The 22,370-nt window shown below is 31.8% G+C and carries 27 protein-coding genes and 1 pseudogene; 8 read left to right on the top strand and 20 right to left on the bottom strand.

Annotated features, from left to right (window positions below; translation table 11 throughout):
• The first annotated feature begins 16 nt into the window (after positions 1 to 16).
• From D1818_RS21740 to D1818_RS21730, 3 genes are all read left to right on the top strand, one after another.
• Positions 17 to 1,147 (top strand): metal ABC transporter permease, encoded by a 1,131-nt coding sequence (locus D1818_RS21740; protein WP_118461780.1) that lies wholly within the window; start codon positions 17 to 19, stop codon positions 1,145 to 1,147.
• Complete coding sequence (locus D1818_RS21735) at positions 1,140 to 2,303, top strand: metal ABC transporter permease (RefSeq protein ID WP_118461778.1); 1,164 nt, start codon at positions 1,140 to 1,142, stop codon at positions 2,301 to 2,303. Before D1818_RS21740 ends, D1818_RS21735 begins: the two co-directional genes overlap by 8 nt.
• A 73-nt stretch (positions 2,304 to 2,376) precedes the next feature.
• On the top strand, positions 2,377 to 3,030 hold the full coding sequence (locus D1818_RS21730; RefSeq protein WP_118461776.1) for a hypothetical protein: 654 nt from the start codon (positions 2,377 to 2,379) through the stop codon (positions 3,028 to 3,030).
• 283 nt (positions 3,031 to 3,313) lie between these two features.
• Here D1818_RS21730 and D1818_RS21725 read toward each other — a convergent pair whose 3' ends face one another.
• The 9 genes from D1818_RS21725 to D1818_RS21685 all read right to left on the bottom strand — a co-directional run bounded on the left by D1818_RS21725 (position 3,314) and on the right by D1818_RS21685 (position 9,501).
• On the bottom strand, positions 3,314 to 4,144 hold the full coding sequence (locus D1818_RS21725; RefSeq protein ID WP_118461774.1) for a DUF2306 domain-containing protein: 831 nt from the start codon (positions 4,142 to 4,144) through the stop codon (positions 3,314 to 3,316).
• A 105-nt stretch (positions 4,145 to 4,249) separates the two neighbouring features.
• Entirely contained in the window at positions 4,250 to 4,729 is a 480-nt protein-coding gene (locus D1818_RS21720) for a hypothetical protein (RefSeq protein WP_118461772.1), read from the bottom strand.
• 71 nt (positions 4,730 to 4,800) lie between these two features.
• Positions 4,801 to 5,478, bottom strand: a complete 678-nt coding sequence (locus tag D1818_RS21715; protein ID WP_118461770.1) for a DUF4386 domain-containing protein — start codon at positions 5,476 to 5,478, stop codon at positions 4,801 to 4,803.
• 96 nt (positions 5,479 to 5,574) lie between these two features.
• Positions 5,575 to 6,117 carry a GIN domain-containing protein gene (locus tag D1818_RS21710; protein ID WP_158596980.1) on the bottom strand — a complete coding sequence of 181 codons (543 nt, stop codon included), beginning with the start codon at positions 6,115 to 6,117 and terminating at the stop codon, positions 5,575 to 5,577.
• The gene (locus D1818_RS21705; protein ID WP_118461766.1) at positions 6,104 to 6,484 is read right to left on the bottom strand and encodes a GntR family transcriptional regulator; all 381 of its coding nucleotides are present in this window, start codon (positions 6,482 to 6,484) and stop codon (positions 6,104 to 6,106) included. Before D1818_RS21705 ends, D1818_RS21710 begins: the two co-directional genes overlap by 14 nt.
• 2 nt (positions 6,485 to 6,486) lie before the next feature.
• Entirely contained in the window at positions 6,487 to 7,239 is a 753-nt protein-coding gene (locus D1818_RS21700; RefSeq protein ID WP_118461764.1) for a hypothetical protein, read from the bottom strand.
• The gene (locus D1818_RS21695) at positions 7,223 to 8,074 is read right to left on the bottom strand and encodes an ATP-binding cassette domain-containing protein (RefSeq protein WP_118461762.1); all 852 of its coding nucleotides are present in this window, start codon (positions 8,072 to 8,074) and stop codon (positions 7,223 to 7,225) included. The genes D1818_RS21700 and D1818_RS21695 overlap by 17 nt, the downstream gene beginning before the upstream one ends.
• A 176-nt stretch (positions 8,075 to 8,250) precedes the next feature.
• Positions 8,251 to 8,961: a metallophosphoesterase gene (locus D1818_RS21690; protein WP_158596981.1), complete on the bottom strand. Its 711-nt coding sequence runs from the start codon at positions 8,959 to 8,961 to the stop codon at positions 8,251 to 8,253.
• A gap of 60 nt (positions 8,962 to 9,021) precedes the next feature.
• Positions 9,022 to 9,501, bottom strand: a complete 480-nt coding sequence (locus D1818_RS21685; RefSeq protein ID WP_118461757.1) for a hypothetical protein — start codon at positions 9,499 to 9,501, stop codon at positions 9,022 to 9,024.
• Between the two features lie 210 nt (positions 9,502 to 9,711).
• Between D1818_RS21685 and D1818_RS21680 the strand changes: the two genes are divergently transcribed.
• The 4 genes from D1818_RS21680 (at position 9,712) to D1818_RS21670 (ending at position 11,305) form a co-directional block, all read left to right on the top strand.
• Positions 9,712 to 10,209: a MarR family winged helix-turn-helix transcriptional regulator gene (locus tag D1818_RS21680; protein ID WP_118461755.1), complete on the top strand. Its 498-nt coding sequence runs from the start codon at positions 9,712 to 9,714 to the stop codon at positions 10,207 to 10,209.
• Between the two features lie 287 nt (positions 10,210 to 10,496).
• A complete protein-coding gene (locus D1818_RS21675) occupies positions 10,497 to 10,853 on the top strand; it encodes a hypothetical protein (protein ID WP_118461753.1) in 357 nt (118 codons plus the stop codon).
• Positions 10,854 to 10,907: 54 nt separating this feature from the next.
• Positions 10,908 to 11,081, top strand: a complete 174-nt coding sequence (locus D1818_RS25530) for a hypothetical protein (RefSeq protein WP_158596982.1) — start codon at positions 10,908 to 10,910, stop codon at positions 11,079 to 11,081.
• A gap of 32 nt (positions 11,082 to 11,113) precedes the next feature.
• On the top strand, positions 11,114 to 11,305 hold the full coding sequence (locus D1818_RS21670) for a hypothetical protein (RefSeq protein ID WP_118461751.1): 192 nt from the start codon (positions 11,114 to 11,116) through the stop codon (positions 11,303 to 11,305).
• Positions 11,306 to 11,602: 297 nt separating this feature from the next.
• On the opposite strand, the gene D1818_RS21665 is transcribed toward D1818_RS21670, so the two are convergent.
• The 4 genes from D1818_RS21665 to D1818_RS21650 form a co-directional block, all read right to left on the bottom strand.
• The gene (locus D1818_RS21665) at positions 11,603 to 12,544 is read right to left on the bottom strand and encodes a peptidase (RefSeq protein ID WP_118461749.1); all 942 of its coding nucleotides are present in this window, start codon (positions 12,542 to 12,544) and stop codon (positions 11,603 to 11,605) included.
• Positions 12,545 to 12,593: 49 nt separating this feature from the next.
• A complete protein-coding gene (locus D1818_RS21660) occupies positions 12,594 to 13,136 on the bottom strand; it encodes an HD domain-containing protein (protein WP_118461747.1) in 543 nt (180 codons plus the stop codon).
• A 5-nt stretch (positions 13,137 to 13,141) separates the two neighbouring features.
• Positions 13,142 to 13,699 carry a hypothetical protein gene (locus D1818_RS21655; protein ID WP_162897299.1) on the bottom strand — a complete coding sequence of 186 codons (558 nt, stop codon included), beginning with the start codon at positions 13,697 to 13,699 and terminating at the stop codon, positions 13,142 to 13,144.
• Between the two features lie 465 nt (positions 13,700 to 14,164).
• On the bottom strand, positions 14,165 to 15,241 hold the full coding sequence (locus D1818_RS21650; RefSeq protein ID WP_240338271.1) for a hypothetical protein: 1,077 nt from the start codon (positions 15,239 to 15,241) through the stop codon (positions 14,165 to 14,167).
• Positions 15,242 to 15,423: 182 nt separating this feature from the next.
• On the opposite strand from D1818_RS21650, the gene D1818_RS21645 reads away from it, so the two are divergent.
• A complete protein-coding gene (locus D1818_RS21645; RefSeq protein ID WP_118461741.1) occupies positions 15,424 to 15,858 on the top strand; it encodes a lipocalin family protein in 435 nt (144 codons plus the stop codon).
• Positions 15,859 to 15,956: 98 nt separating this feature from the next.
• On the opposite strand, the pseudogene D1818_RS21640 reads toward D1818_RS21645, so the two are convergent.
• The 7 genes and pseudogenes from D1818_RS21640 to recR all read right to left on the bottom strand — a co-directional run.
• Positions 15,957 to 16,273, bottom strand: a pseudogene (locus D1818_RS21640) (2-oxo acid dehydrogenase subunit E2); the annotation flags it as partial.
• 67 nt (positions 16,274 to 16,340) lie between these two features.
• Positions 16,341 to 16,844 (bottom strand): YfbM family protein, encoded by a 504-nt coding sequence (locus D1818_RS21635; RefSeq protein ID WP_205487259.1) that lies wholly within the window; start codon positions 16,842 to 16,844, stop codon positions 16,341 to 16,343.
• Positions 16,845 to 16,990: 146 nt separating this feature from the next.
• Positions 16,991 to 17,488, bottom strand: coding sequence for a hypothetical protein (locus D1818_RS21630; RefSeq protein WP_118461739.1), 498 nt, complete (start codon positions 17,486 to 17,488; stop codon positions 16,991 to 16,993).
• A 280-nt stretch (positions 17,489 to 17,768) separates the two neighbouring features.
• Positions 17,769 to 18,773 carry a DUF6252 family protein gene (locus tag D1818_RS21625; RefSeq protein ID WP_162897298.1) on the bottom strand — a complete coding sequence of 335 codons (1,005 nt, stop codon included), beginning with the start codon at positions 18,771 to 18,773 and terminating at the stop codon, positions 17,769 to 17,771.
• 345 nt (positions 18,774 to 19,118) lie between these two features.
• Positions 19,119 to 20,459: a dihydrolipoamide acetyltransferase family protein gene (locus tag D1818_RS21620; protein WP_118461735.1), complete on the bottom strand. Its 1,341-nt coding sequence runs from the start codon at positions 20,457 to 20,459 to the stop codon at positions 19,119 to 19,121.
• Between the two features lie 90 nt (positions 20,460 to 20,549).
• The gene (locus D1818_RS21615) at positions 20,550 to 21,659 is read right to left on the bottom strand and encodes a glycosyltransferase family 2 protein (protein WP_371682609.1); all 1,110 of its coding nucleotides are present in this window, start codon (positions 21,657 to 21,659) and stop codon (positions 20,550 to 20,552) included.
• Between the two features lie 45 nt (positions 21,660 to 21,704).
• Positions 21,705 to 22,325 (bottom strand): recombination mediator RecR, encoded by a 621-nt coding sequence (gene recR / locus D1818_RS21610; protein ID WP_118461731.1) that lies wholly within the window; start codon positions 22,323 to 22,325, stop codon positions 21,705 to 21,707.
• Between the last annotated feature and the right edge of the window lie 45 nt (positions 22,326 to 22,370).

The raw sequence follows: 22,370 nt of genomic DNA, 5'->3' as shown, positions 1-22,370 counted from the left end.
AGAAGCAAGAAAAAAAATGGATATTCTAGAATATATAGAACTTGTTTTTACAGATTATACCCTTCGTACAATTACGTTAGGAACAGCTGTTTTGGGAGCAATCTGTGGGATGTTAGGTAGTTTTGCAGTACTAAGAAAACAAAGTCTTCTGGGAGACGCAATTTCGCATGCTGCTTTACCAGGTATCGCAATTGCTTTTTTAATCATTGGAGCAAAAAACAGTAATGCTTTTTTATTAGGAGCACTGATAAGTGGTTTAATCGGAAGTTTCTGGATTAGAGGAATTATAAGAAAAACCCATCTTAAATCCGATACCGCATTAGGATTGATTCTTTCTTTATTTTTTGGTTTTGGGATGCTTTTACTTACTTATATTCAAAAACTACCAAATGCCAATCAAGCCGGTTTAGAAAACTATCTTTTTGGGCAAGCAGCGACACTTTTAGCGAGTGATGTATGGATGATGTCTCTGGTAACAGGAATATGCCTCATTGTTCTACTACTCTTTTGGAAAGAACTTAAAATATCACTTTTTGATGCTGATTACACCAAAACTTTAGGCTTTAATATTAAATTTCTAGACATTCTGATTACTACATTTATAGTTATTGCTATCGTGTTAGGTTTACAAACAGTTGGTGTTGTTTTAATGAGTGCTATGATTTTGGCTCCAGCCGCTGCGGCGAGGCAATGGACTAACAGTTTATCAATAATGGTTATTCTTGCAGCTTTCTTTGGTGCTTTTTCCGGAGTTATTGGAACAGCTATAAGTGCCAGTCACAACAACCTTTCTACAGGACCTGTAATTGTATTAGTTGCGGCTGTTTTTGTATTAGTTTCCTTTATATTTTCTCCAGGACGAGGATTGTTATTTAGGGAGATCCGTTTTAGAAAAAACAGAAATGATCTAGAGTTACATAAAACACTTTCGTTTATGTACAATATTGTAAAAGATCATGAAGATATTTCACATCCACATGCTATCAAAATATTAAATAATTTTCAAGGATTTACCAAAAGGTCTTTACAAAAACTAGAAGATAAAGATTATGTCACAATCGAAGGTAATATGTGGTCACTAACGACATCGGGATATGAGACCGCAGCCAATCTATACAATCAATTAACACAGACAGAAGATGAGTAGTGCACAGATAGAAATACAATTGATTGCAAGCTTAGTAGCAATTGCCTGTGCTATTCCAGGTACATTTTTAGTACTGCGCAAGATGGCTTTGATTACAGATGCCATTAGCCATTCTATTTTACCAGGAATTGTAATTGGATTTTTTATTACACACGATCTTTCTTCTCCTCTGTTAATTCTTCTTGCCGCCTTAAGTGGAGTACTTACAGTTGTGCTTGTAGAATTCATTCAGAAAACCGGATTAGTTAAAGAGGACACAGCAATTGGACTAGTTTTTCCGGCTTTGTTCAGTATCGGAGTTATTATGATTGCACAAAATGCTAATGATGTCCATCTGGATATAGATGCAGTACTTTTAGGAGAGCTGGCTTTTGCTCCCTTCGATAGACTTATTGCCTGGGGAACTGATTTAGGACCTAAATCCTTATGGATTATCGGAACTATATTATTGGTTACTCTGGGATTACTTTTTGCATTCTTTAAAGAATTAAAAGTAAGTACATTCGATGCTGGTCTTGCGGCAGCACTAGGGTTATCGCCCGTTGTGATGCATTATGGTCTAATGACAGTAGCATCTATAACTACAGTTGGAGCTTTTGATGCGGTTGGAGCTATTTTAGTCATTGCTTTTATGATTGCTCCTGCTGCTATCGCATATCTACTGACTAATAATCTTAAAAAAATGTTACTATTAGCTTGTATGTTTGGAGTAATCGCTGCTATAGGGGGATATTGGTTGGCACATGGTTTAGATACTTCTATTTCGGGATCCATGACCAGCGTACTAGGTATTCTATTTCTGGCAGTATACTTATTTGCTCCTAGTAAAGGATATTTTTCTGTTCTGTATCGTCAAAAGCAACAACGCATCGAGGTTTCATTGCTTACATTTTTATTACACTTAGGGAATCATGCAGATGATGAAACAGAAAGACACGTAAAACACCTAAATGAGCATATTAATTGGCAAAAAGTAAAATCGAAATCAGTTCTAGATCTAGCCTTAAAAAATAATATGATTGAAATTGATAATAATGTCGTTTCATTAACCGAAAAAGGGCTACATTTTACTACAGAAGCTATTGATTATATTGTAACTAATAAGAACTCTGAAATCGAAAACATGAAGGATAGATTTTTCTTGTTTAGAGGATAGAATAAAAGTTTACAAGGTGTATTTTAATTCTAAGTAAAGAAAAACAAATTCTTTATCTTTAAGCAAAAAGAAGATGAAATTGATTCTTACAACCTATTGTAATCTTGTTATTTATCTCATATCATTTCTTTATTTTTCATTAGTTTGGGGACAAGAAAAACAAGTTCGCTTGATTGAAGATGTCCAGAAAAAACGTACTACTATTTATGTGCAAAATGACACTGACATCGATAAAAGTGTTTTTCTCAAAATAAATCCCATAGGTTATCGCAGAAGTGCACAACGTCCGGTCATCAAAAACATTCCTGCTAAAAGTAAAGTTCAAATGATAATTTTAATTCCACTTACAGATGTAGCCTCTTCTTATACATATAATCTTATTGTTAATGAAGAATTACAAAACATGGAAGTTGATAGAACAAAAGGGCCAAAAAAGGAAGCTCCTCTTTCTTCCATACTAAAATCTGAAATTATAATATTTACCAAAGAAGGTTGTGAAAAATGTCAATTACTTATAACCAAACTGCAGCTAGATCATGTCAAATTCAGAGAAATTAACATTAATAGTAAGAATAGATATATAAATTATCTCTGGAAATTATTGAACGATAAAGGATATAACAAAACAACTGCCCAACTCCCTTTATCACTAAAACAAGGTGAATTAATTCATCCTATTGGTAATATTGATGATTTCGTTTCTTCAGTTTCTAAAAGAAAACAATAAATCACAGCATTAAAATATAACCGGCTTTACGATTTTAAAAATGCAAATTCTACTTAAAAAAAGAACGAAAAACAGATTTCTATTTTTGTTTTGAGGATTATAGTAAAGTCCCTCAGCTTAACTCTTTTTCTAACAAAGTTTTAGAGATTATAGAAAAAACCTAACTCTTATCATCACTTCCAAATCCAGAAAAGTGAATTATATTATACACCCTATGAAACCTTTCTTGATTGTTCTATGTTTAACAAGCAAGAAAGGTTTATTATTTAGCTGCATCTATTTGTTATAACCGAGGCAACCACATGCCCATAGTTGCAGCAAAAACTCCAATTCCTGTAAGCACTGTAAGTATTACAAGAAAAGTAGACATTGCGATTTTAACTGGAATGTTCTTTCTTTTATTTGCATGCAAATACATTTCTAAGACAATTAATGGTATTACATATTGTCCAATTCCCAAAAAGGTAAGAAATGGTCCTCTAAATGTTTCTGGATCAAAACCTACGGCTTCTCCGTGAATAAAAAGCCACAACATTAATCCAATCCTAAAAAACCAAACTCCGTTAACCACTAAGAACAAACGCAATGCCCAACGACGATGCGAATTAAATTTACGGGCAACTGCAGTGCGCCAGGCCAAAGCTGCAAAAAGCATAATAAGAACTCCATTAAAACTTACGCTTATATCACCTATTAAACCACTAATAGTACCTTTTGTAATTACCATATAGACACCGCTAAAACTTATTATAAACGCAGTTATAATGTATAACTTTCCATTCCAACGATGAAATGAACGAGCTCGAGTTCTGATTTGTGAAACAAACTGAAGTGGTCCACCAATCATCATAATAACCGCCAATAAAAGATGTATCCCAACTGCTACATTCCCCATAGTTCCGCCAGGAACATATCCATGTGGCAGCACACGATTCCATTTCATAAAATCCCCATCTATAGCAGCGCCTCCATAAAAAGCGGTGACATAATATGCGAAAATCCATTGACCTATTACTGCGATTATAAACCAAAACTGAACTGAGATGTTCAAGGTTTTACTGGCCCATACATTTGAGTTTTTTAAAGTGCTCACGGCACTAGTATTAGAATTCATAACTGTTCGTTTTTTGATCCCGATTACTCTGGATGAATTGATGATTGATTTTAATTGATGATGAATTGATTTTTTATACTGTTATAAAAAAATCAGATGGTATTATTAATCTAGACTTTGGGTGTGTTTTATAGATTTAAATCTAAAAAGTACTTTTATATAATTCCTCCAAATATAAGCCCATGGAATAACGAGAAGGTCAATCGGTATAGCTATCAAAAAGGGTTTTAGAAGTCCTTCTGAAGTTGGATCTAATGTATTTGTGGACCACATAGGATATGCAATTCCTATGAGCCATACAGATTTATAAAACAATTGTAACAACAGCAAAGGAAGCATTTTAAGAGGAAATCTAACTCCTAATCCCATTAATACTGAATAAGATGCCCAAAAACTATAAGTTACTCCGTCGTAGGCTCCCCAGGTTTCGCTGGGATTGATGATTTCTGACCAGGTGGAATACCCTAATGAAAGGAAAGTCAACAGATACAATGCTCTCATAAGTAATAATTGAAGTTTTGAAACTTCTTTACCTGAGCTAAGATCTCTTTTTACAAAATCTTTAATAAAATGTTGTAGATTCATAACTGTTCGCTTTTTAGTCCTGTTGATTAATCAGAACGATTGATGATTGATTTGATGATGAATTATTTGATTTAAACCGCTTCTTGAAGTTTGTCGGTCCCATTAAACCCTTTGATTATAAGCCAAACTAGGAACATTAATTGACTGATTGCCATTGGCATGTATAAATACATAGAACCTGTACCAAAAAATGCCAACAATACATTTATAAAAATCAAAATAGCAGCAAAAAAACATAAGATTGACAAAATTCTAGGAACAAATTTTGACATATACATTAAATAATAAAAGATAGAAAGTGAAATACTGGAAACAAGTAAATCCATCATATGAACCCATCCTCTTGTTCCTTTTAATATACTCCCTATAGCTTCAAGATTATTCGTATTATTTACTCCCTGCTTAAAATATGCTTCACTAAAAGACACTAAGGATAATATAATTGTATTATCCAAAATACCAATTACAAAAAGAATAACACTAAGGCATAGATACCAAAGCGCAAATCCTCTGTGCAGTTTTTTAAAAACCGAAAAAAGCATAATCGCTACACCAACACCTATTGTTTTAATAATTATAATTAGAAGTATCGAAATTAGAACCTGATTCGTGTTTTCTGAAATCTTTGTAATAAAATCAGATGTAAAAATTAAAGGCCCCAATAAAGAAATATTAATTAGCATCCCTATGGCCATTTCTATGATAAGTAAGACACCTGTTACTCTTCCGAGTTTTTTGATTGAATACATAACTGTTCGTTTTTTAGCTCGCCTAAGACGAATTGATTGATGATTGATTTGATTGATGATGAATTATTTGCGTTCTACACGCTATTATTTATATGATTAGTTTGAAAAATTAATTTCTTTAGAATTACCTTTTAGTTTTATGTTTGCATCAGAGGTAGTTTTGCATTTTATCAACTCATACGTCACTTCTACATCACCAGTACTCTCTCCTGTGAACTCTAGTATCAATTCTTTTCCGGTTACTATTCCTATAGTTTTAAAATGGCCCGTTGAACCTACTTTTACAGTATCCAAATGATGATTAGAAATAAATACTTTTATGGTATCATCTGTATTGATGCTTTTTATTTTTTCGATCATTAATGTTCCTTGATTCACTTTTGTTTTTATATGAGGTATAAAATTTTCCGGAGCTTCAATAGTAATTTCTTTTATACTTTTTTGTTTAAAATACACCCTTATGTTATCTCGTACATCTATACTTCTAAAATCAGAAACCTTTCTTGTTTCTGATTTTATTGGGCCACTCTCTTGAATTACTCCTTTCTTTACATAATTATGTGCAGAAAACTGAAGTATCGTAAAATAAAGAAAGATAGCTCCCAGAACACCTAACAGAATCAGATTACTTCTTTTCATCATCTATATTGTTTATATTTTGATCATACGTTTTTTTAAACTCTTCAAACTTTATATCCAGTAATCTCATTTTTTTAACCACATCGGGTAACATCTCTTCCATAAATTCTTTTCTTTTAATATGAAGTACTGTTTGATACCCATTTTCAGAAACAAAATACCCGATCCCTCTTTTATTATAAATCACCTTTTCTTCCTGAAGATGATTAAAGGCTCGTATAGCAGTATTGGGATTTACTTCTACCATAACAGCAATTTCTCTTACAGATGGTATCCTTTCATCTTCTTTCCATTTTCTGGCAAGAATATTTTCATAAAAGAGATCCACGATCTGTAGATAAATAGGTTTGCTATTATCAAAATCCATATTTACACCTCTTTTTCTAACATCTTACAATAAGCTACAAAAAGCATTACTGGCCCTAAAAACACAACAAAAATTAGCATCCCGAATATCGAAAAATCATTTTGAGCCAAATCAAAAGCTTCAGAAGCTAATGCGCTTCCTGGCAGCACATCATATCTATAATTAAGCATTGTAAATAGTATGAGATTATAAATAATTACTCCAAAAAACACCATGACAAAAATCAACAATGTTTTACCAATTCTATTCTTGTTAAACGCAATAGCACCTACAAGAAAAACTGGCTGAATGATACAATAAAACATCGCTAATCCTAAATACTCTCCAGACAGCATAGGTAGTAAATGAAAATCAGTACCAAAAAGAATACCTCCCGTTAGTATAGCAAATTGTCCTACAAAAAAACTAAGAATTGAAAACACGATTGTATACAAAATAGTGGTTGTAAACCAAATTGCGGTCATCCTCTCATACACAGAAACCGGAAGTACAAAGTATAAATGATTTGCTTTGGAATCATGAGATTCTTTACAAATAGAAAATGTGAGTAATACACCTAACGGAATATAAAACAACCCAAAAACATTTGTAAACTCTCCTACAGTTATGCGATAGTCTTCTCTTAAATTAATCAAGAAAAAAACAAAAAGAATAGCGCTTATTACTATCAAAGCCGTACTTATACTACTTTTTCTTATGATTAGATCTCTGCGAATAAAATGATAGATCCTTTTATAACTAAATTGATACATCATGATATCTCTTTTTTAATACTTGGTTTATTCTATTTGATTCGTTTAGCACAGCATTAAATAACAACTCCAGATCTACATCTGTTTCATCTTTATCTAGTTTTGGCAAAACCGCCTTTCCTCCTAATGAAGGTTCATCATAGATAATAGTATGCTTATCCTTATCTGTAGGTTTACCAAACCAAAGATGTTCTGAAACTTCAAAAAGTGATTCATCGAAGACTACCTTAGACTGATCCAGTATCATTAAATGATTGATCAAACTATGCAAATCTCTAACCTGATGTGTAGCTATAACGATACATTTTCCTTGATCCGCAACCTTCGCTATAATTTTTCTAAACTGACTTTTGGATGGGATATCAAGTCCATTGGTAGGTTCATCCAATAATAATAATTTTGTATTGGTCGCAATCCCAAAAGCTATTAGTACTTTTTTCTTTTGACCAAATGACAAGGTTGCAATATTCTCATCTGGAGAAAGATGAAATTCTTTAATCAACTCATAAAACTGCTCCTTGGAAAACTGTGGATAAAAAACAGAATTCACTTCTTCGTACTTAGAAATTTTTAAGGCTGCTAACTCAAAATCTTCTGGAATAAAGAATACTTCTTGAAGACATCTAATATGTTTCCTAGATACATTCTCTCCAAAAACCTGACAAGACCCACCTTTGGGAAACAGTAATCCTGTCATAATTTTCATTAGCGTACTTTTTCCTTCACCATTTCTACCAAACAACCCGTAAATATTTCCTGATTCAAAACTTAATGACACATCATCAAGGATTACTTTACTCTTTGGATAGCGAAATCTAAGATTTTGAATTTTAATCATAACTAGTGTATTAGTTATCTAGTACACTTCAAAATTAACTAAATCGGCTTATTAAACAAATTTTTTCATGATTTTTTTGAAGTATTATATAAGAAATCCTCTGAGAGTCTTTTATTTATAGAGGTTATGTATCTATTACAATTTTAGAAAACAACTATTAAATCAACCCTTTTCTTCTAAAATAAAACTACATCTGTGTTTATTTGATCTTTATTTAGTTCAATAATTCTATAACCGAAAGTATTACTGTGTACTTTAATTTCTTTTGGATCTTTTTCTACCTGATAAGACCCTGCTGGTGTAATATATTGCGTTATATTTTTATAATGGCGATGATCCTGCATATGATAGTGCCCACTGAAAATGGTAACATCATTAGAAACTTCTTGCAATAAAGCCTGAATCTTTTCTCTTCCTTTTAAAGCAAACTTTTTATCTATGATCGAGGGAATCTCTACAATAGGATGATGAATAAACAACAATATTTTTTTTGGAGTAATCAACTCTCCTTTTAACCATTTTAGCTGTTTTTCACTAATAAACTCTGTACTAGAATCGAAAAAGATACACTTAAAAAAATCACGCTCTTGAACATAAGAAAGCTCTTTAAAATCTTTATAGAAATCAATTTTATAATGCTTTATTACTTCAGAAAAATCATCGTGATTCCCAAGAGAAATAGATAATTGATAATTTTGTAGTGTTTCAAAAAACCAGGAGTTCGATGATTTTTCGCCAATGTCTCCTCCATAGATAATATCATTAATATTTCTTGAAGCTACATCTTTTAGAATCCTTTCCCAGTTTTGTCGTGAGTCGACACCGAGCGTTTTAGGAAATTCTTCATCTATATGTATATCGGTGATATATGCTATCTTCTGAATCACAAAGGGAATGTAAGAATTTTAAATGAGGTTTTTAAATACTAGTTTATTTCCAATAACGTATTATTCACATCTCATGCTTAAAACTTTACCTTCCTTTTTTGCTTTAGCATCCATAGCAGCGCCAATCGCCAATCCTATAGACATTCCTGTCGTCATCCCTAAACTCATTCCATAGATCAATCCGTTAGATCCTCCAAAAACTACTCCAAAAGTCATTCCTAAACTCATTCCGACAGACATACCGACACTCATACAAATAGCCAGGTAATACCCTTCTGATATCAAAGAGAGTTCTTTTTTTATGTAATTTGTGAATTCTGTAAGCATTTTGCTGTAGTATTTTCTTCTATTTTCCCTTTCTACGTCCACATCGAATGCTTCTAATTTATCTTCTACAGCTAGTAGCTGCTGATCGGATAAATCTCTATTTTCTAATTGAGACAGTATAGTAATGAATTTTTTATACACTCTTAACTCAGATTTCTTATCCGTTTCGGTAACGAGATTCTTAAAAAATTTAGAAGCTTCATTAATAGTCATAAGTACTCAATGTTAGTTTTTAAAATTGTCTGCTACCCAATTAGTATCCAAAAGAAGCAATTTGTTACATACGTGATTATAAGAACTTTTAGTATACTATCTTCAAATAGAAAAACCACAAAGCAAAGATTAAAAATATATAGTCGAGACATTTTTACTGGATAATACCTAATGTTACTATCTTTGCATACCAAATGAAACAAACCAATTGTGAAATATATTGAAATACTTGTTAAGCTACGTAAAATAATTCGATCTATTAATTTGGAAAGCAAAAAGATCGAAAAAGAGTTTGGCATTAGTATTCCGCAATTGTTGGTTCTACAGTATTTATCAGAGCAAGAAGATTATAGAGCTTCTGCCAAGGAAATTAGAATCTACATTAATCTAAATGCAAGCACCATATCAGGAATCATAAGCCGGTTAGAATCAAAAGGGTTGGTAGCAAAACTTCCGAAGCCAAATGATAAAAGAACCACATATATTACGCTTACTGCAAAAGGAGCTGACGTATTGCATCGATCTCCTACTACCTTACAAGAAAAAACTAAAGAGAAATTACAGAAACTTACTCAGGAACAAATCGACGAACTGGATCGGAACATAGAGCTATTGGCATCTATAATGGATGCAGAAAATATAGATGCTGCTCCGCTTATTACTATTAAGGAAATGACTTCTGAAGATAACAAATCTTCAAAACGATAATATTTCATCACTTTTCTTTCTACAATTTCTATCCATAAGGCATAAGTATTCCATATCACTTGTTACCAAGTTATTACCCTAACTTTGACTAATTTTAATTTATTTTCTATAGGAAATAGAAAATATAAAAATTTATATTGATCATAAAAAAATTATTTAAAAATCATTATATAAATGGTTTTAACAAAATTAAAACATCAAATAGTTTCTATAGAAACTATTTTTTATTAGATTTGCATAACTCCTATTAAAACTAATAGGAATTATGTTTAATTAAAAAGACTAGTATGAAGAAGGAAACTTATTTGGAAAAAGCATTGGCCTGGGCAGAGAAAAGAGCTACAACATCATTAAAAGCAGTGCCTGATGGCTATGAAGATCCAAAAGTTTTCAGAAGCACAAAAACTGATCTTACAATACAAGCCGATTTATCTTTCGTAACACACGGAGGATCTAAACATTTTTCTGATATAGCACTAAAAGACGAAGATGATAAATCATTAGTCGTAAGATGGAAACTATTAGGTTTTATGGCACAAATGAAACGCGGAAAACTACATTTATTAGCACCACGAGGACACAAATCTTTTACCGAAAAGCTAGTAGCGCGTCACAATATTAATGCGGTAATACATTCAATTTAATTACCGTGCTTACTTTAATCAAAAATAAATAATAGTAATTACCAAAAACAATATATGTCAGTAAACACATTTATTCCTCAAAATAACGGAAGAACAATAAAAACAAAAGATGGTAGAAAAGTAAAAAACGAAATTGATTACTGGAAATCAAAAATTAACAGCAGAAAATGTCAGGAATTTTCTGAAATGTCTTATTGGGAAGTTCTATGCACTAGTAACGCGCTATAAGATAAAAACCAACTGATAACCTAATTTATTTTATGAAAATAATTAAGATTAAAAGAAAAACCAAAATTAGAAACATACATTCCAGAAATATGGGTAGATTGAGCACTAAGGTAACCTCTATAAAGAAATATTTATTAGGAATCCCAATTACGACGATCCATAAATACAGAGAAACGTATTATGGCAAAATTAAAGATTGTAAGGATTGTATATTACAAGCATAGAATATCGTCTTAACGAAAATCACAAAACCCTAGTCTCAAGATTGGGGTTTTATTTTACATATCTACTATTATTTTAAGCATCTCATATTTATCTGGCAAATAATCACTATTTCTATATAAAATACCATACAAGCGTAATTACCGATACCCAAACCAAGGTTCCGACATAATATAATATAACCTCTTGTGCATTTAGATTTTTTTATAATCAAAATCCATCAATTCGAATTATTTTATTTTTCTAAAAGCAAGAGATTCCTCTTTGTCTATAGATACTATATATCACAAATAGTATTCTTAGTTTTTTGCTTTCTCAAACTGCTCAATAAGTTCTATAATATCTTGTTCTTCATACTTCCGTGAGAAATGAACTGGAATTGCATTTTCTATCCCACACGCTTTCATGATTTCTCCAGATTTTAAGGCATAAGAATGATAGTTTTTTTCTGCAAATTCTTTATCCTCATCTTTATAAAAACATTCGATATATACCTCATCGCATCCTGTAAACTTTCTTTTGATTTTGGAATGGTTTTGTTCATTAGCTGCATGATCCAGAATAACTCCCAGCTTCTTACCCTTTTCTAAATGAATCAAATGAAATAACTCTTTGGCCTTATAAGCTTTTTCTTCAATTTCTATAGTTTTTTCTTCATCAGCTGCCTCATAAGCATCTTTTAGTTCTCGCACCCACTTCCCCCCTTTTAAACCATCTCTGAGTTCAATTTTAGTTTTATCCTGAGCTTTAAACAAATATGCAATCGTATCTGTCTTATGATCGAGAATTTCATATTCAACTACAAATCGTTTTTCTTCAAATACAGTAGTTTTTGCAACTACATTTTCTTCTTCTTTCTCCCACATCGGAGGACGTAAAATTGTGGATTTGTATTCTCCATCTTTTAGAATCTCTCTTACTTCATATGTTATTGCATCTTTATCAATAAGATTCCAGCAATAACTCTTGATTCTGTTTTGAATCTGATCTGTAATTCCTTTGGGGCCTGTAACAACAATTTTTCTCTGAACACCGATCTGATGTCTCAGAATCGTATCAAAATTCACAAAATGATCGATATGTGTATGACTTATAAAGAGTGCATTTGTATTCATGCATTCTTTTACACCTAAACTTTTTGCCTCACCACAATCAACGATATAGTTAAACTGATGATTATCAACTTTTATAAGGATACAGATATCTTCATCTGGTGCGCTTTTAATCTCTGCATTGAACATCTTATAACTTTATTTTTAATTTTTTAATTAGAATTTATTTTGTTTTCAATTAAACCAAGTCGATATTTTTTTCATACGCTGAAATTTTTTGATTTAATCGATGATGGAGATATTCATTTTTACCTTGGAGAGATTCGGATATCAATTTAGCCTCTTCACAGTATTTACTTACTTTTTCCTTAGTCCAATGCTTTGGCGGTATCTGCAGATTGGTGATTCGATCGGCTATTTTAACGAGTCCAACTTCTTTTTGTAGTTCATTAATTCTAGTCAAGCTATCTTTCATTCTTTCTTCTTTAGTCAGTAAGCTTTCATTTTTAGTTAAAGCTTGTATAGCAACGGCTATTTTGCTATTAAACTCACGTTTTATTTCATCAAAATCTGCTGTTGTATCCTCAATAGTATCGTGTAAAACAGCTACCTGAACTGCAAAATCAAGGTCAAAACTATCATCAGCTTGATACGCCATCAACACCTCCATCGCAACATTAGAAATATGCAATAGATAATTAGCATTGGTACCTGGCACTTTTTGTTCGCTATGTTTTTCTCCAGCAAATTTCATTGCTTTTTGATAGAGTTCTTGTGTCATGTCTTTTATCGTTTCAAATATTCAGTAATACTTCTTGATCTTATTTTTTTTATGAGCGCGAATATTGCAATAGCCAGAAGAATTAAGTACCCAATTATGATTTTAAAAGTCCCAAGATTTGCAATTACAAGAATAACTCCTGCTATTCCAGGTCTTCTACCTCCAACAAGTTCATATTCAATTCCACTTTCTATTTGAATTGCTAAATACAAAGACCAAATAAAAATTCCTGTAATTGACACTAAAGCGAAAAGTTGGGCTTTTGTGTATTTTACAAAACTCGGAAGTTCAGAACTATATGTAAAATCTACATGATCTGTTTTTATAAATTCAAAAACTTCGTTTTTAATAGTCTCGTCATCAATATATAGTTCTTCTTCAGAGTCTTTTGCGAAGAATATTTTGATATATCTTTTCCCATTTTGATTTTCTATTTTCTTAATATAAACATATGGAATACTGAACATATCCTTTAAAATGGTAACATCAGTAGTTTCTGAGTTTATTCTATTTAAATCACTTTCTTTCGGATTTCCCTTATAAATTATTTTGTCTTTAATCAAAATCAGTTTATTTGACTTTGAATTTTTTAATTTCCAAATTTTATGCATTCAGCTTGATATTAATGATAACATTATCAATAGGTGTTGTTTTATCAAAAAATGTTACCCTGATTTTCCTTTTTTCTTCGTGTTATCAATTTCATTACCAAGAATAAAGTCTCAATATTAGATAATATCATTAGTAAATAGCTCTAAATTATATTCAATAATTGATTTTTTAGATTACAATTCCGTTGTTAATATTCATCTCTTTATAGTTACATAAAAAAGCCTTTAAAATCCAAATTTAGAGTATTATTCAACCTGGTTATTTTTCCAAATAATAATCACGCAATCTTAACTTGTTAATATTTATTTTATCTTTTCCATATTTTGGGAATAAATCATAACACTTCTTTCAAGACACTTTTGGATCTCTCTGTTTAATATTTTACAAACAAATCTTTGTTGCATCCAGTATTCTTTTTATTTATTACTAAGACAAGGCAGAACATCTTCTTCAAAGTAAGGCTTTTGATTTGCCCAAAACATATAGCTGACCTTCAAAAAATCCTTTGCAAAAGCATTTAACATTGGAACAATATTCTTTCTTTTTTTATTTACTTTATCTTCTTCATAATCTTTGTCCGCACCTGTTTTACTGATATAATTTCCATCCTGAATAGCAATTCCAAGAGGAACAGTAAATCTCCCTTCATGCATTTGTGAAAGTGCATGATTCAATTGACCTTTTCTAGTCACCATTAAATCAGGTCCGCCAAGCCCCACACCAATATTCTCTCCAAATTTATAGATACTTTTTAAGTACCCTTTATCGTTAAATGGTAGCCATTCTCCTGGAAAAAAGTTCGCGTATATCATTGTTTTAGTATTCGGAAATGCCGTTTTAAGAGCTAACATATTATTTTTAATTCCCTCGACATAAGCCATTTCTGTAAAACTGGAATCAGTTTTGCTACTAACACCAATAGATGTCTCCTGAAGGTTTATCCCTTCTATTTCTTTGTCAAACTCATCTCCTAATGCTCTAAGTAATAAAGCAAAACGCTTTTGTACTTTTTCGTTCCATCTTTTAGCAGTCCAACCTTCGGGCTCTTTATCATCATTGTATTGCATAACTGCACCGCCACCATATTCATCAGTTAATAAATAATTAGGGACTGCATTGTATTTAATACTGAATGTGGCGTCTTGTAATTGCACAAAAAGTTTTTTATCAAATCGTTTTAGGTAATCTATATCTTTCTTAATGATTGAAAAATCATATTGATCTTTTATCGGTTCTAAATCTTTCCAACTGTACATGATCTGAGCTCCTTCAAATTCTGATTCGAAAAGGAAAAGATGGTCTATTATTAATGCTCTATCACGCGAGAAATACGCAAAATGCTTAATAGTATCTTGTGGCACAGGGCATGAGGCATTCAAATACTTTTTGTAAGCATTTTTATATTTCTCTGAGGGATTCTTCCAATTTTGCGCATTTAACAATCCGCATGCAAGTATCAATATAGAAATAACATAGAATCGTTTTTTCATCATTCAAAAATTTCAGGTTTTGTATTGTTCAAAACTTAGTTCTTCAAAGAGAAAAAGTCCATCTTATATGTTTACATGAAATATGAGTCACCCTCTTTTACACAAACAAATATGAATTAAAAAAGACAGGGGAAAATTAACCTTTTTATTTTTTGTTTTTTATTTTTGAACTAAAACTAAATATAATGAAAAAACTATTATTGATTCCTATTTTATTTTTTACAATTATATCACAAATTTCTTGTAATAATGATGACGATTCTTCAACACAAAACGAAAACTTCGAGACACTCATCCTTGGTAAATGGATCTTGACTGGGATTACAGACAACGGAGTAGAGGAAACCCTTAATGTATGTGACCTCATGGATTCTTATGAATTTAATGCAGATAACACTGCAATATACATTGAACACGGAGGAAATACCGCAGAAACATGTGAACCTTTCGAGGATAGTGAAACCTGGTCTATAAATGGTTCCATCTTAACATCACAATTTGATAACTCTACTGAAAATGCAACTATTTTAGAACTTACGTCGACAGTGCTAAGATTAGAATATACTGAGGGAAATTCTGGAAACGACCCTGACGTTTTAATATTTTCTTATGAAAAATAATAATAATAATAATAATACCTTCATTTTAACACTCTCATTACAAATAAAACCGCATAGTTAATGCGGTTTTATTTGTAATAATAAGATCAATCATCTTATTACTCAAATTCTCTATTCTCATCAAAAGCTTCTAGATAGTCTTTTTTTGCGCGTTTTATAAACTGCACTCTTAATGCTCCGTTTACTACTTTATGATCATAAGAGTGTGATAAGAACATCATATAACGGATACCAATAAAATCGCCATCTGGTATTTCCATCACAGTAGCTACTTTACGGATAGCTTCCAATCCTAAAATTGCTGTTTTTGGCTGTTTGATAATTGCTGTTCCCAAATACTACCTAAAGTTCCCGCATTAGTCACGGTATACGTTCCTCCTTGGGTATCATCAGGTTTTAATGCATTGGTAAGCGCCCCTTTTTATAATGCGTTTGCTTCACGAAGGGAGCACATACATTATACAAATTGTTATAAATAGTTTTTAATTCAAATATGTGATTATTGCTTCGTTATTTTCAGATGCTTTTTTATAAAACTCTTTGAGTTCTTTAAAACTGTCAATTAGAAATTCGTGAGATTCTGATTCCGTCCAAATTTCAGGATAAATACCAATTTCATTCATTTCGGAACCATTGATTTTACTTTTCAAAACTTTATCTGTCATTTTTTCTAATTCAGAATATGTTTCTTTCACTTGATTCGAATTTAGATACTGAGCGGGACCATATCCAAGATCTTGCTCTTCATCAATAATTTGAAAACTAAAAAGAGCTCTTTGTAATTTATTAGGCTCACTTTCAAGCCCTCCAATTATTTCTCCAGTCAGAATATAATTAATTCCGTCCCAAGATTTATCCAAATCGAGAAACCATTCGGCTTCATAACTATCATCTTCATAAATTTTATTTTCCAAAGTTTCTGAGTTTTTCAAAAAGGCATTTAACTCTTCTTGAGATACTCTGATAACATTCCCAATCATTCCCATATTTCTATTTTGTTTTAAGTTTTTCTTTTAAAGTTAAAATAAACAGATTTTGCAGATTTTATAAAAGCACACTAAACCTTGGATTAAACACAAAACCTGTATTAATTACATCTATTATTACCCAACATTCTTATTTAAATAGATTTTTAATTTTGTTCAAAAACCCTTTTTTCTGTGGTTGAGCTTTTGTTTTCGTGTTTTGATTTTGTCCTGTGTACTTTTTTTTGTTTTTCCAGTTCTTCGATAAATTCAAGTGTATCAGCCAACAACATTTCTTTTGTGCAAGCCTTTTCATTGTCTAAACAATAAATAAGTGCATTACACTTGTCAATTAAAGCAATAGAAATAAGTCCAATCGATGCACCAGCTGCAAAGTCTGCTCCACAAATAAAAGAAACAACAGTATCTTGGTCCGTCAAATCCTTTTTGATAAAGTCAAAATCATTTGTTACTTCTCTCGGTTTTTCAAAATAAGTTTCAAAAAAAGTTTTTTCTCCATTTAATTTACATTCAAGTCCGTCAATTCCATAAAAATTTTCAAAATCATCAAGAATTTCAAATTCATATCCGAGTTCAAGAATAGCTATCTCTATTTCCATTTTGCTTGGTAAATCAGCTTTCTTAAAAAAAGCTACTTGGGTCATTCACATATCCGTCTTTTTTAAATGTTACTTAACTATTTATATACGTAATATCGTGCAAATTTCAACTATATATACAATTGTAAACGTTTACAAACTCATAATAAACGTTTCATTCTGCCGCTACATATTTATTTACTTTTAAAGAAACTATGATGTCCTCTAATAAAAAACTACGATTGCTATTGTAGTGATCTGCTTACAATTATTAGATCTAAATTTTCATTATTTTCTAAGATATTTTATCCCTGTTTTGAAATTTCTAATAAAAAATTAGTAATCATTAATCCACTGAGTCAACATAATTTACCTTAAAATATCCATCAACAATTGTTCTTCCTTCAATTTCAGAGTTCTCTATATAAAAATTTCCTTCAATAATATTAGCATCCTTATCGTGATTAATTATAGAAATATAAGAATCATTAGACTGATTAGGGTTATTGGACAGCAAACCTTCGGGAATATTAATTCTATTCTGAAAATGCACTCCTAAAGATTCAAAGCTTCCATCTGGTCTATATAAATAATCATTTCCCGATTCTACACTAGAAAGTACAGATATATTTATTCGTCCAAAGTTATTGTCATATCCATTAATTCTGATTTTATCTACCCCAGAAGATATTGACCGAACAGATTCAGGAGAACCTGGATCATCAGACACAAAACGATATCCATTAATTCGCGCTGATATCAAATTCCTGTCGGCATTAAGGTCTTCACTTTCATCTATATATGGAATCGAAAAGACACCATTATTTAACTCAACATTTTTCAACTCTCCTGTAGTTATATCAATCCACCTAAACAAGACTCCATTAAAGGTTCCTGAGACAATTTTATTTTCTGTATCTAATCTTGAAATATTAATTTCACCTATCAGACTATTACTTAAAACATTACAACCATAAATATCCAAATAATAAGGACCATTACCAGAGTTTGTATCATTTATATCTAAATAGAAAATGTTCGTTTCTAAATTATCTTGCACTGTTCCGATTTTATATGTACCCTCTTGAACTCTATCTTCCAGAAACGATTCTCCAATAGTCAATATCAAACTAGTATTATCTCCCTGCCCCCTTATATTTAATCTTTTATTATCCCAAAGCGTTGCAGTAGCAAAGGTTATTTCATCTGAGGTATCTCCAAAATCCATAGTAACACCGTTTACATCTGCTTTTAAAACTTTTTGCTGAATATTTACTCCATCCTCATCAGATGAACACCCAATAAAACATAGTAAGATTGTTAAAAAAGTAAGCTTTATTATTTTTCTCATATAATCCATATTTATTTTTTCTGGATATTACGCTATTATTTATTATCGTTTAATATTAGTATCAAAATCATACAAAATGTTACCTCCGCTTTCAATTTTAATTAATATCATCCAATAATTTCATTCCGAAAAGCATTCTACATTAATAAAAAAAATGCTTACTTGCTATTCACAAAAGCAATAACACATCAAAAATAATTGAATATCCAATAAATTCTCCTACCTCAAACGGGTGGTTTTAAATAAAAAAACCACGACTTTATCAGTCATGGTTTCATCTATATTATTCAATTTTGCAGTTCGACAACACTTCGACAAGCTCAGTGTGACAGCTTAGTATAAATTTTAAAACTCTCTATTTACATCAAAAGCTTCTAGGTAGTCTTTTACACGTTGTACAAACTGCCCTCCTAATGCTCCGTTTACTACTCTGTGATCATAAGAGTGTGATAAGAACATTTTATAACGGATACCTATAAAATCTCCATCTGGTGTTTCGATGACTGCTGGCACTTTACGGATCGCTCCTAATGCTAAAATCGCTACTTGTGGCTGATTGATAATTGGTGTCCCCATAATACTTCCAAACGTTCCTACATTAGTCACGGTATACGTTCCTCCTTGGATATCATCAGGTTTTAATGCATTGTTACGTGCTCGGTTTGCCAAATCATTTACCGCTTTGGTCATCCCAACCAAATTTAACTGATCTGCATTTTTGATTACCGGTACAATTAGATTACCATCTGCTAATGCCGCAGCCATACCAAGATTAATATTTTTCTTTTTGATAATAGTGTCACCAGATACAGAGATATTGATCATTGGGAAATCTCTGATGGCTTTTGCCACAGCTTCCATAAATATCGGAGTAAATGTTAGGTTCTCTCCTTCTCTCTTCATGAAATCTCCTTTTACCTTCTTTCTCCAGTTCCAGATATTGGTCACATCTGCTTCGATAAACGATTGTACGTGAGCGGAAGTTTGTACAGATTCTACCATATGATGAGCAATAAGTTTACCCATCCTAGTCATTTCTATAATCTCATCTTCTCCCGATGCAACTACAGGCGCGGCTTTTGGAGCTTCTGTTTTCTTAATAGCAGTTTTAGGAGCTGCTTTTTGTTCTGTCACCGCTGGCGCAACAGGAGTTACCGTAGTTTTACCAGTTTTGCGGTCTTCTACAAATTGTAGGATATCATTTTTGGTAACTCTACCATCTTTTCCTGTTCCGGATATATTTTCTAGTTCTGCAACAGAAATTCCTTCTGCAGCAGCGATATTTTTTACTAATGGAGAATAAAACTTAGAAGTTTCTGAGAAATCTGCTTTGGTAGTCACGGTTTCTGTTACCGTAGCCATATCGTTTTCAATTACTGCTGCTGCTTCAGGAACTGAAGCTACTACATCACTTTCTTCTATTGCAGTTCCTACAGGGTTTTCTCCTTCTGTTTCTATAATAGCGATCGTCTGACCAACTTTTACAACATCATCAACTTCAAAAAGTTTTTCGACCAATACACCTTCTACTTCACAAGGAACTTCACTATCTACCTTGTCCGTAGCAATTTCTAATACTGCATCGTCCATCTCGATAGTTTCTCCAACTTCTTTTAACCAAGTTGTTATTGTTGCTTCTGCAACACTTTCACCCATCTTTGGAAGTTTAAGCTCAAATTTTGCCATATTCTTAATCAAAGGTATTTATTAGTTATATTTTTTGCGAAATTAATAAAAGTAAAGATCTTAAATTAATTTTTCTTTATTAAAGTTTCTTTAAAAAGTAATCACCTCACCTTTTCCATCACTAAAATCACTTCCCAATATAAAATTACATCCTACAGGTCTGATCTTAAAGGTCATATTCGATTTCTTTAATCGCTGCATTGAGCTAATGATCTCATTAAAGCTTAGCAACTCATTGTCAAAGATAAGTTCGTTATTAGTATATCCCAAATTCTCTGCGGATTCTAAAGAAATAAATTGTACCTCTTTCTGTAAAGCATCGGTAAGTCTCCGTTTTAATTCTTCGTTTCCCGAAACCAGATAATACTGATCAATCACTCGTTTTTCTTTATGATTATTTTTGAATGATTGTATCAAAGATGTAAGTCTTATTCCAACTGATACAATAAAATCCAAGAGCCAGTTGCTTTTAAAATGTTTCTGATAAAACAATCTCATTGCTCCATAAAAGCGTTTGATATACTCAGCATTACGATCGGTACTCTCTCCTTTATAATGGATCACAGATATCGTACCAATGTAATAGTTTTCTAATCCCTTCTTTTTCATTTTATAAGAGAGGTCAATATCCTCTCCATACATAAAATAGTCTTCGTCAAAACCTCCTACTGATTTGTAATTCTCTTTTTTTACCAAAATAAAAGCCCCTACAAGAATATCAACATTACCTATCCCGTGAATAGGAATATGATCTGAGTAATAATTTTTCACTTTGCCTAGCTTAATACCAAATAATCTCTTAAAAGATGTTAACGGAGACGGCACATTACGCTTACTTTCTGGTAAGAAATTACCGGTTCCGTCGATTAGTCTAGGACCAAGCATTCCCATATGAATCAACTTTTCTGATGCCTCAATAATCTTGCTAAACGTATCTTCTGCAACTACAGTATCTGGGTTTAGAATACAGATATACTCTCCTTTAGCCATAGCAACTCCTTGATTATTAGCTTTAGCAAAACCAACATTCTCCTTATTTTCAATCAATATACTATCAGGAAAACGTTCTCTAACCATTGCGCAACTATCATCAGGTGAGTTATTATCAATTACGATAATTTCTGCTTCTAAGTTAGCTACAGCCTTCTGAACACTAAGAATACATAGCTCTAAAAAGTAACGTACATTATAATTAAGAATGATGACGGATAGTTTCAGAAAATCAAGTTTTAAGAGTGATACATATTACGAATTCTTCAAGGCATTCTCAAACGGAATTCTATTAATAATACTTCTTCCTAAGGTTACCTCATCAGCATACTCCAATTCGTCATTTACACCAATTCCTCTGGCAATAGTAGCTACTTTTATCTCTACTCCTTCTAATTGTTTATATATATAAAAATTAGTAGTATCTCCTTCCATAGTAGCGCTTAATGCAAAAATCAACTCTTTTATTTCACCAGATTTCACCTTTTCTATCAGTGTATCGATTTTAAGATTATGAGGTCCAATACCATCCATTGGACTTATTTTCCCTCCTAAGACGTGATATAAACCTCGATATTGACTTGTACTCTCTATCGCCATCACATCTCTAATATCTTCCACTACACAAATAATATCCTGAATTCTATTAGGATTACTACAAATATCGCAAACTTCTACATCACTAATACTATGACATTTTTTGCAAAACTTCACCTCTTCTCTCAAAGTGCCTAGTGCTTTTACTAAATGCTGTGTCTGTGTTTCTGGCTGTCTCAATAGATGTAATACCAATCGCAATGCCGTTCGCTTACCAATACCTGGCAACTGTGACATCTCATATACCGCGTTTTCTAATAACTTTGAAGAAAATTCCATAGCGGCACAAATGTAATAAATAGTGGTGAGTATTTGAGTATTTGA

Origin of the sequence: Aquimarina sp. BL5 (genome assembly GCF_003443675.1) — a bacterium.
In the GTDB taxonomy this organism is placed as follows: Bacteria; Bacteroidota; Bacteroidia; order Flavobacteriales; family Flavobacteriaceae; genus Aquimarina.
Note: the sequence above shows the minus strand (reverse complement) of the source record. Positions and strands in the feature narration are given on the sequence as shown.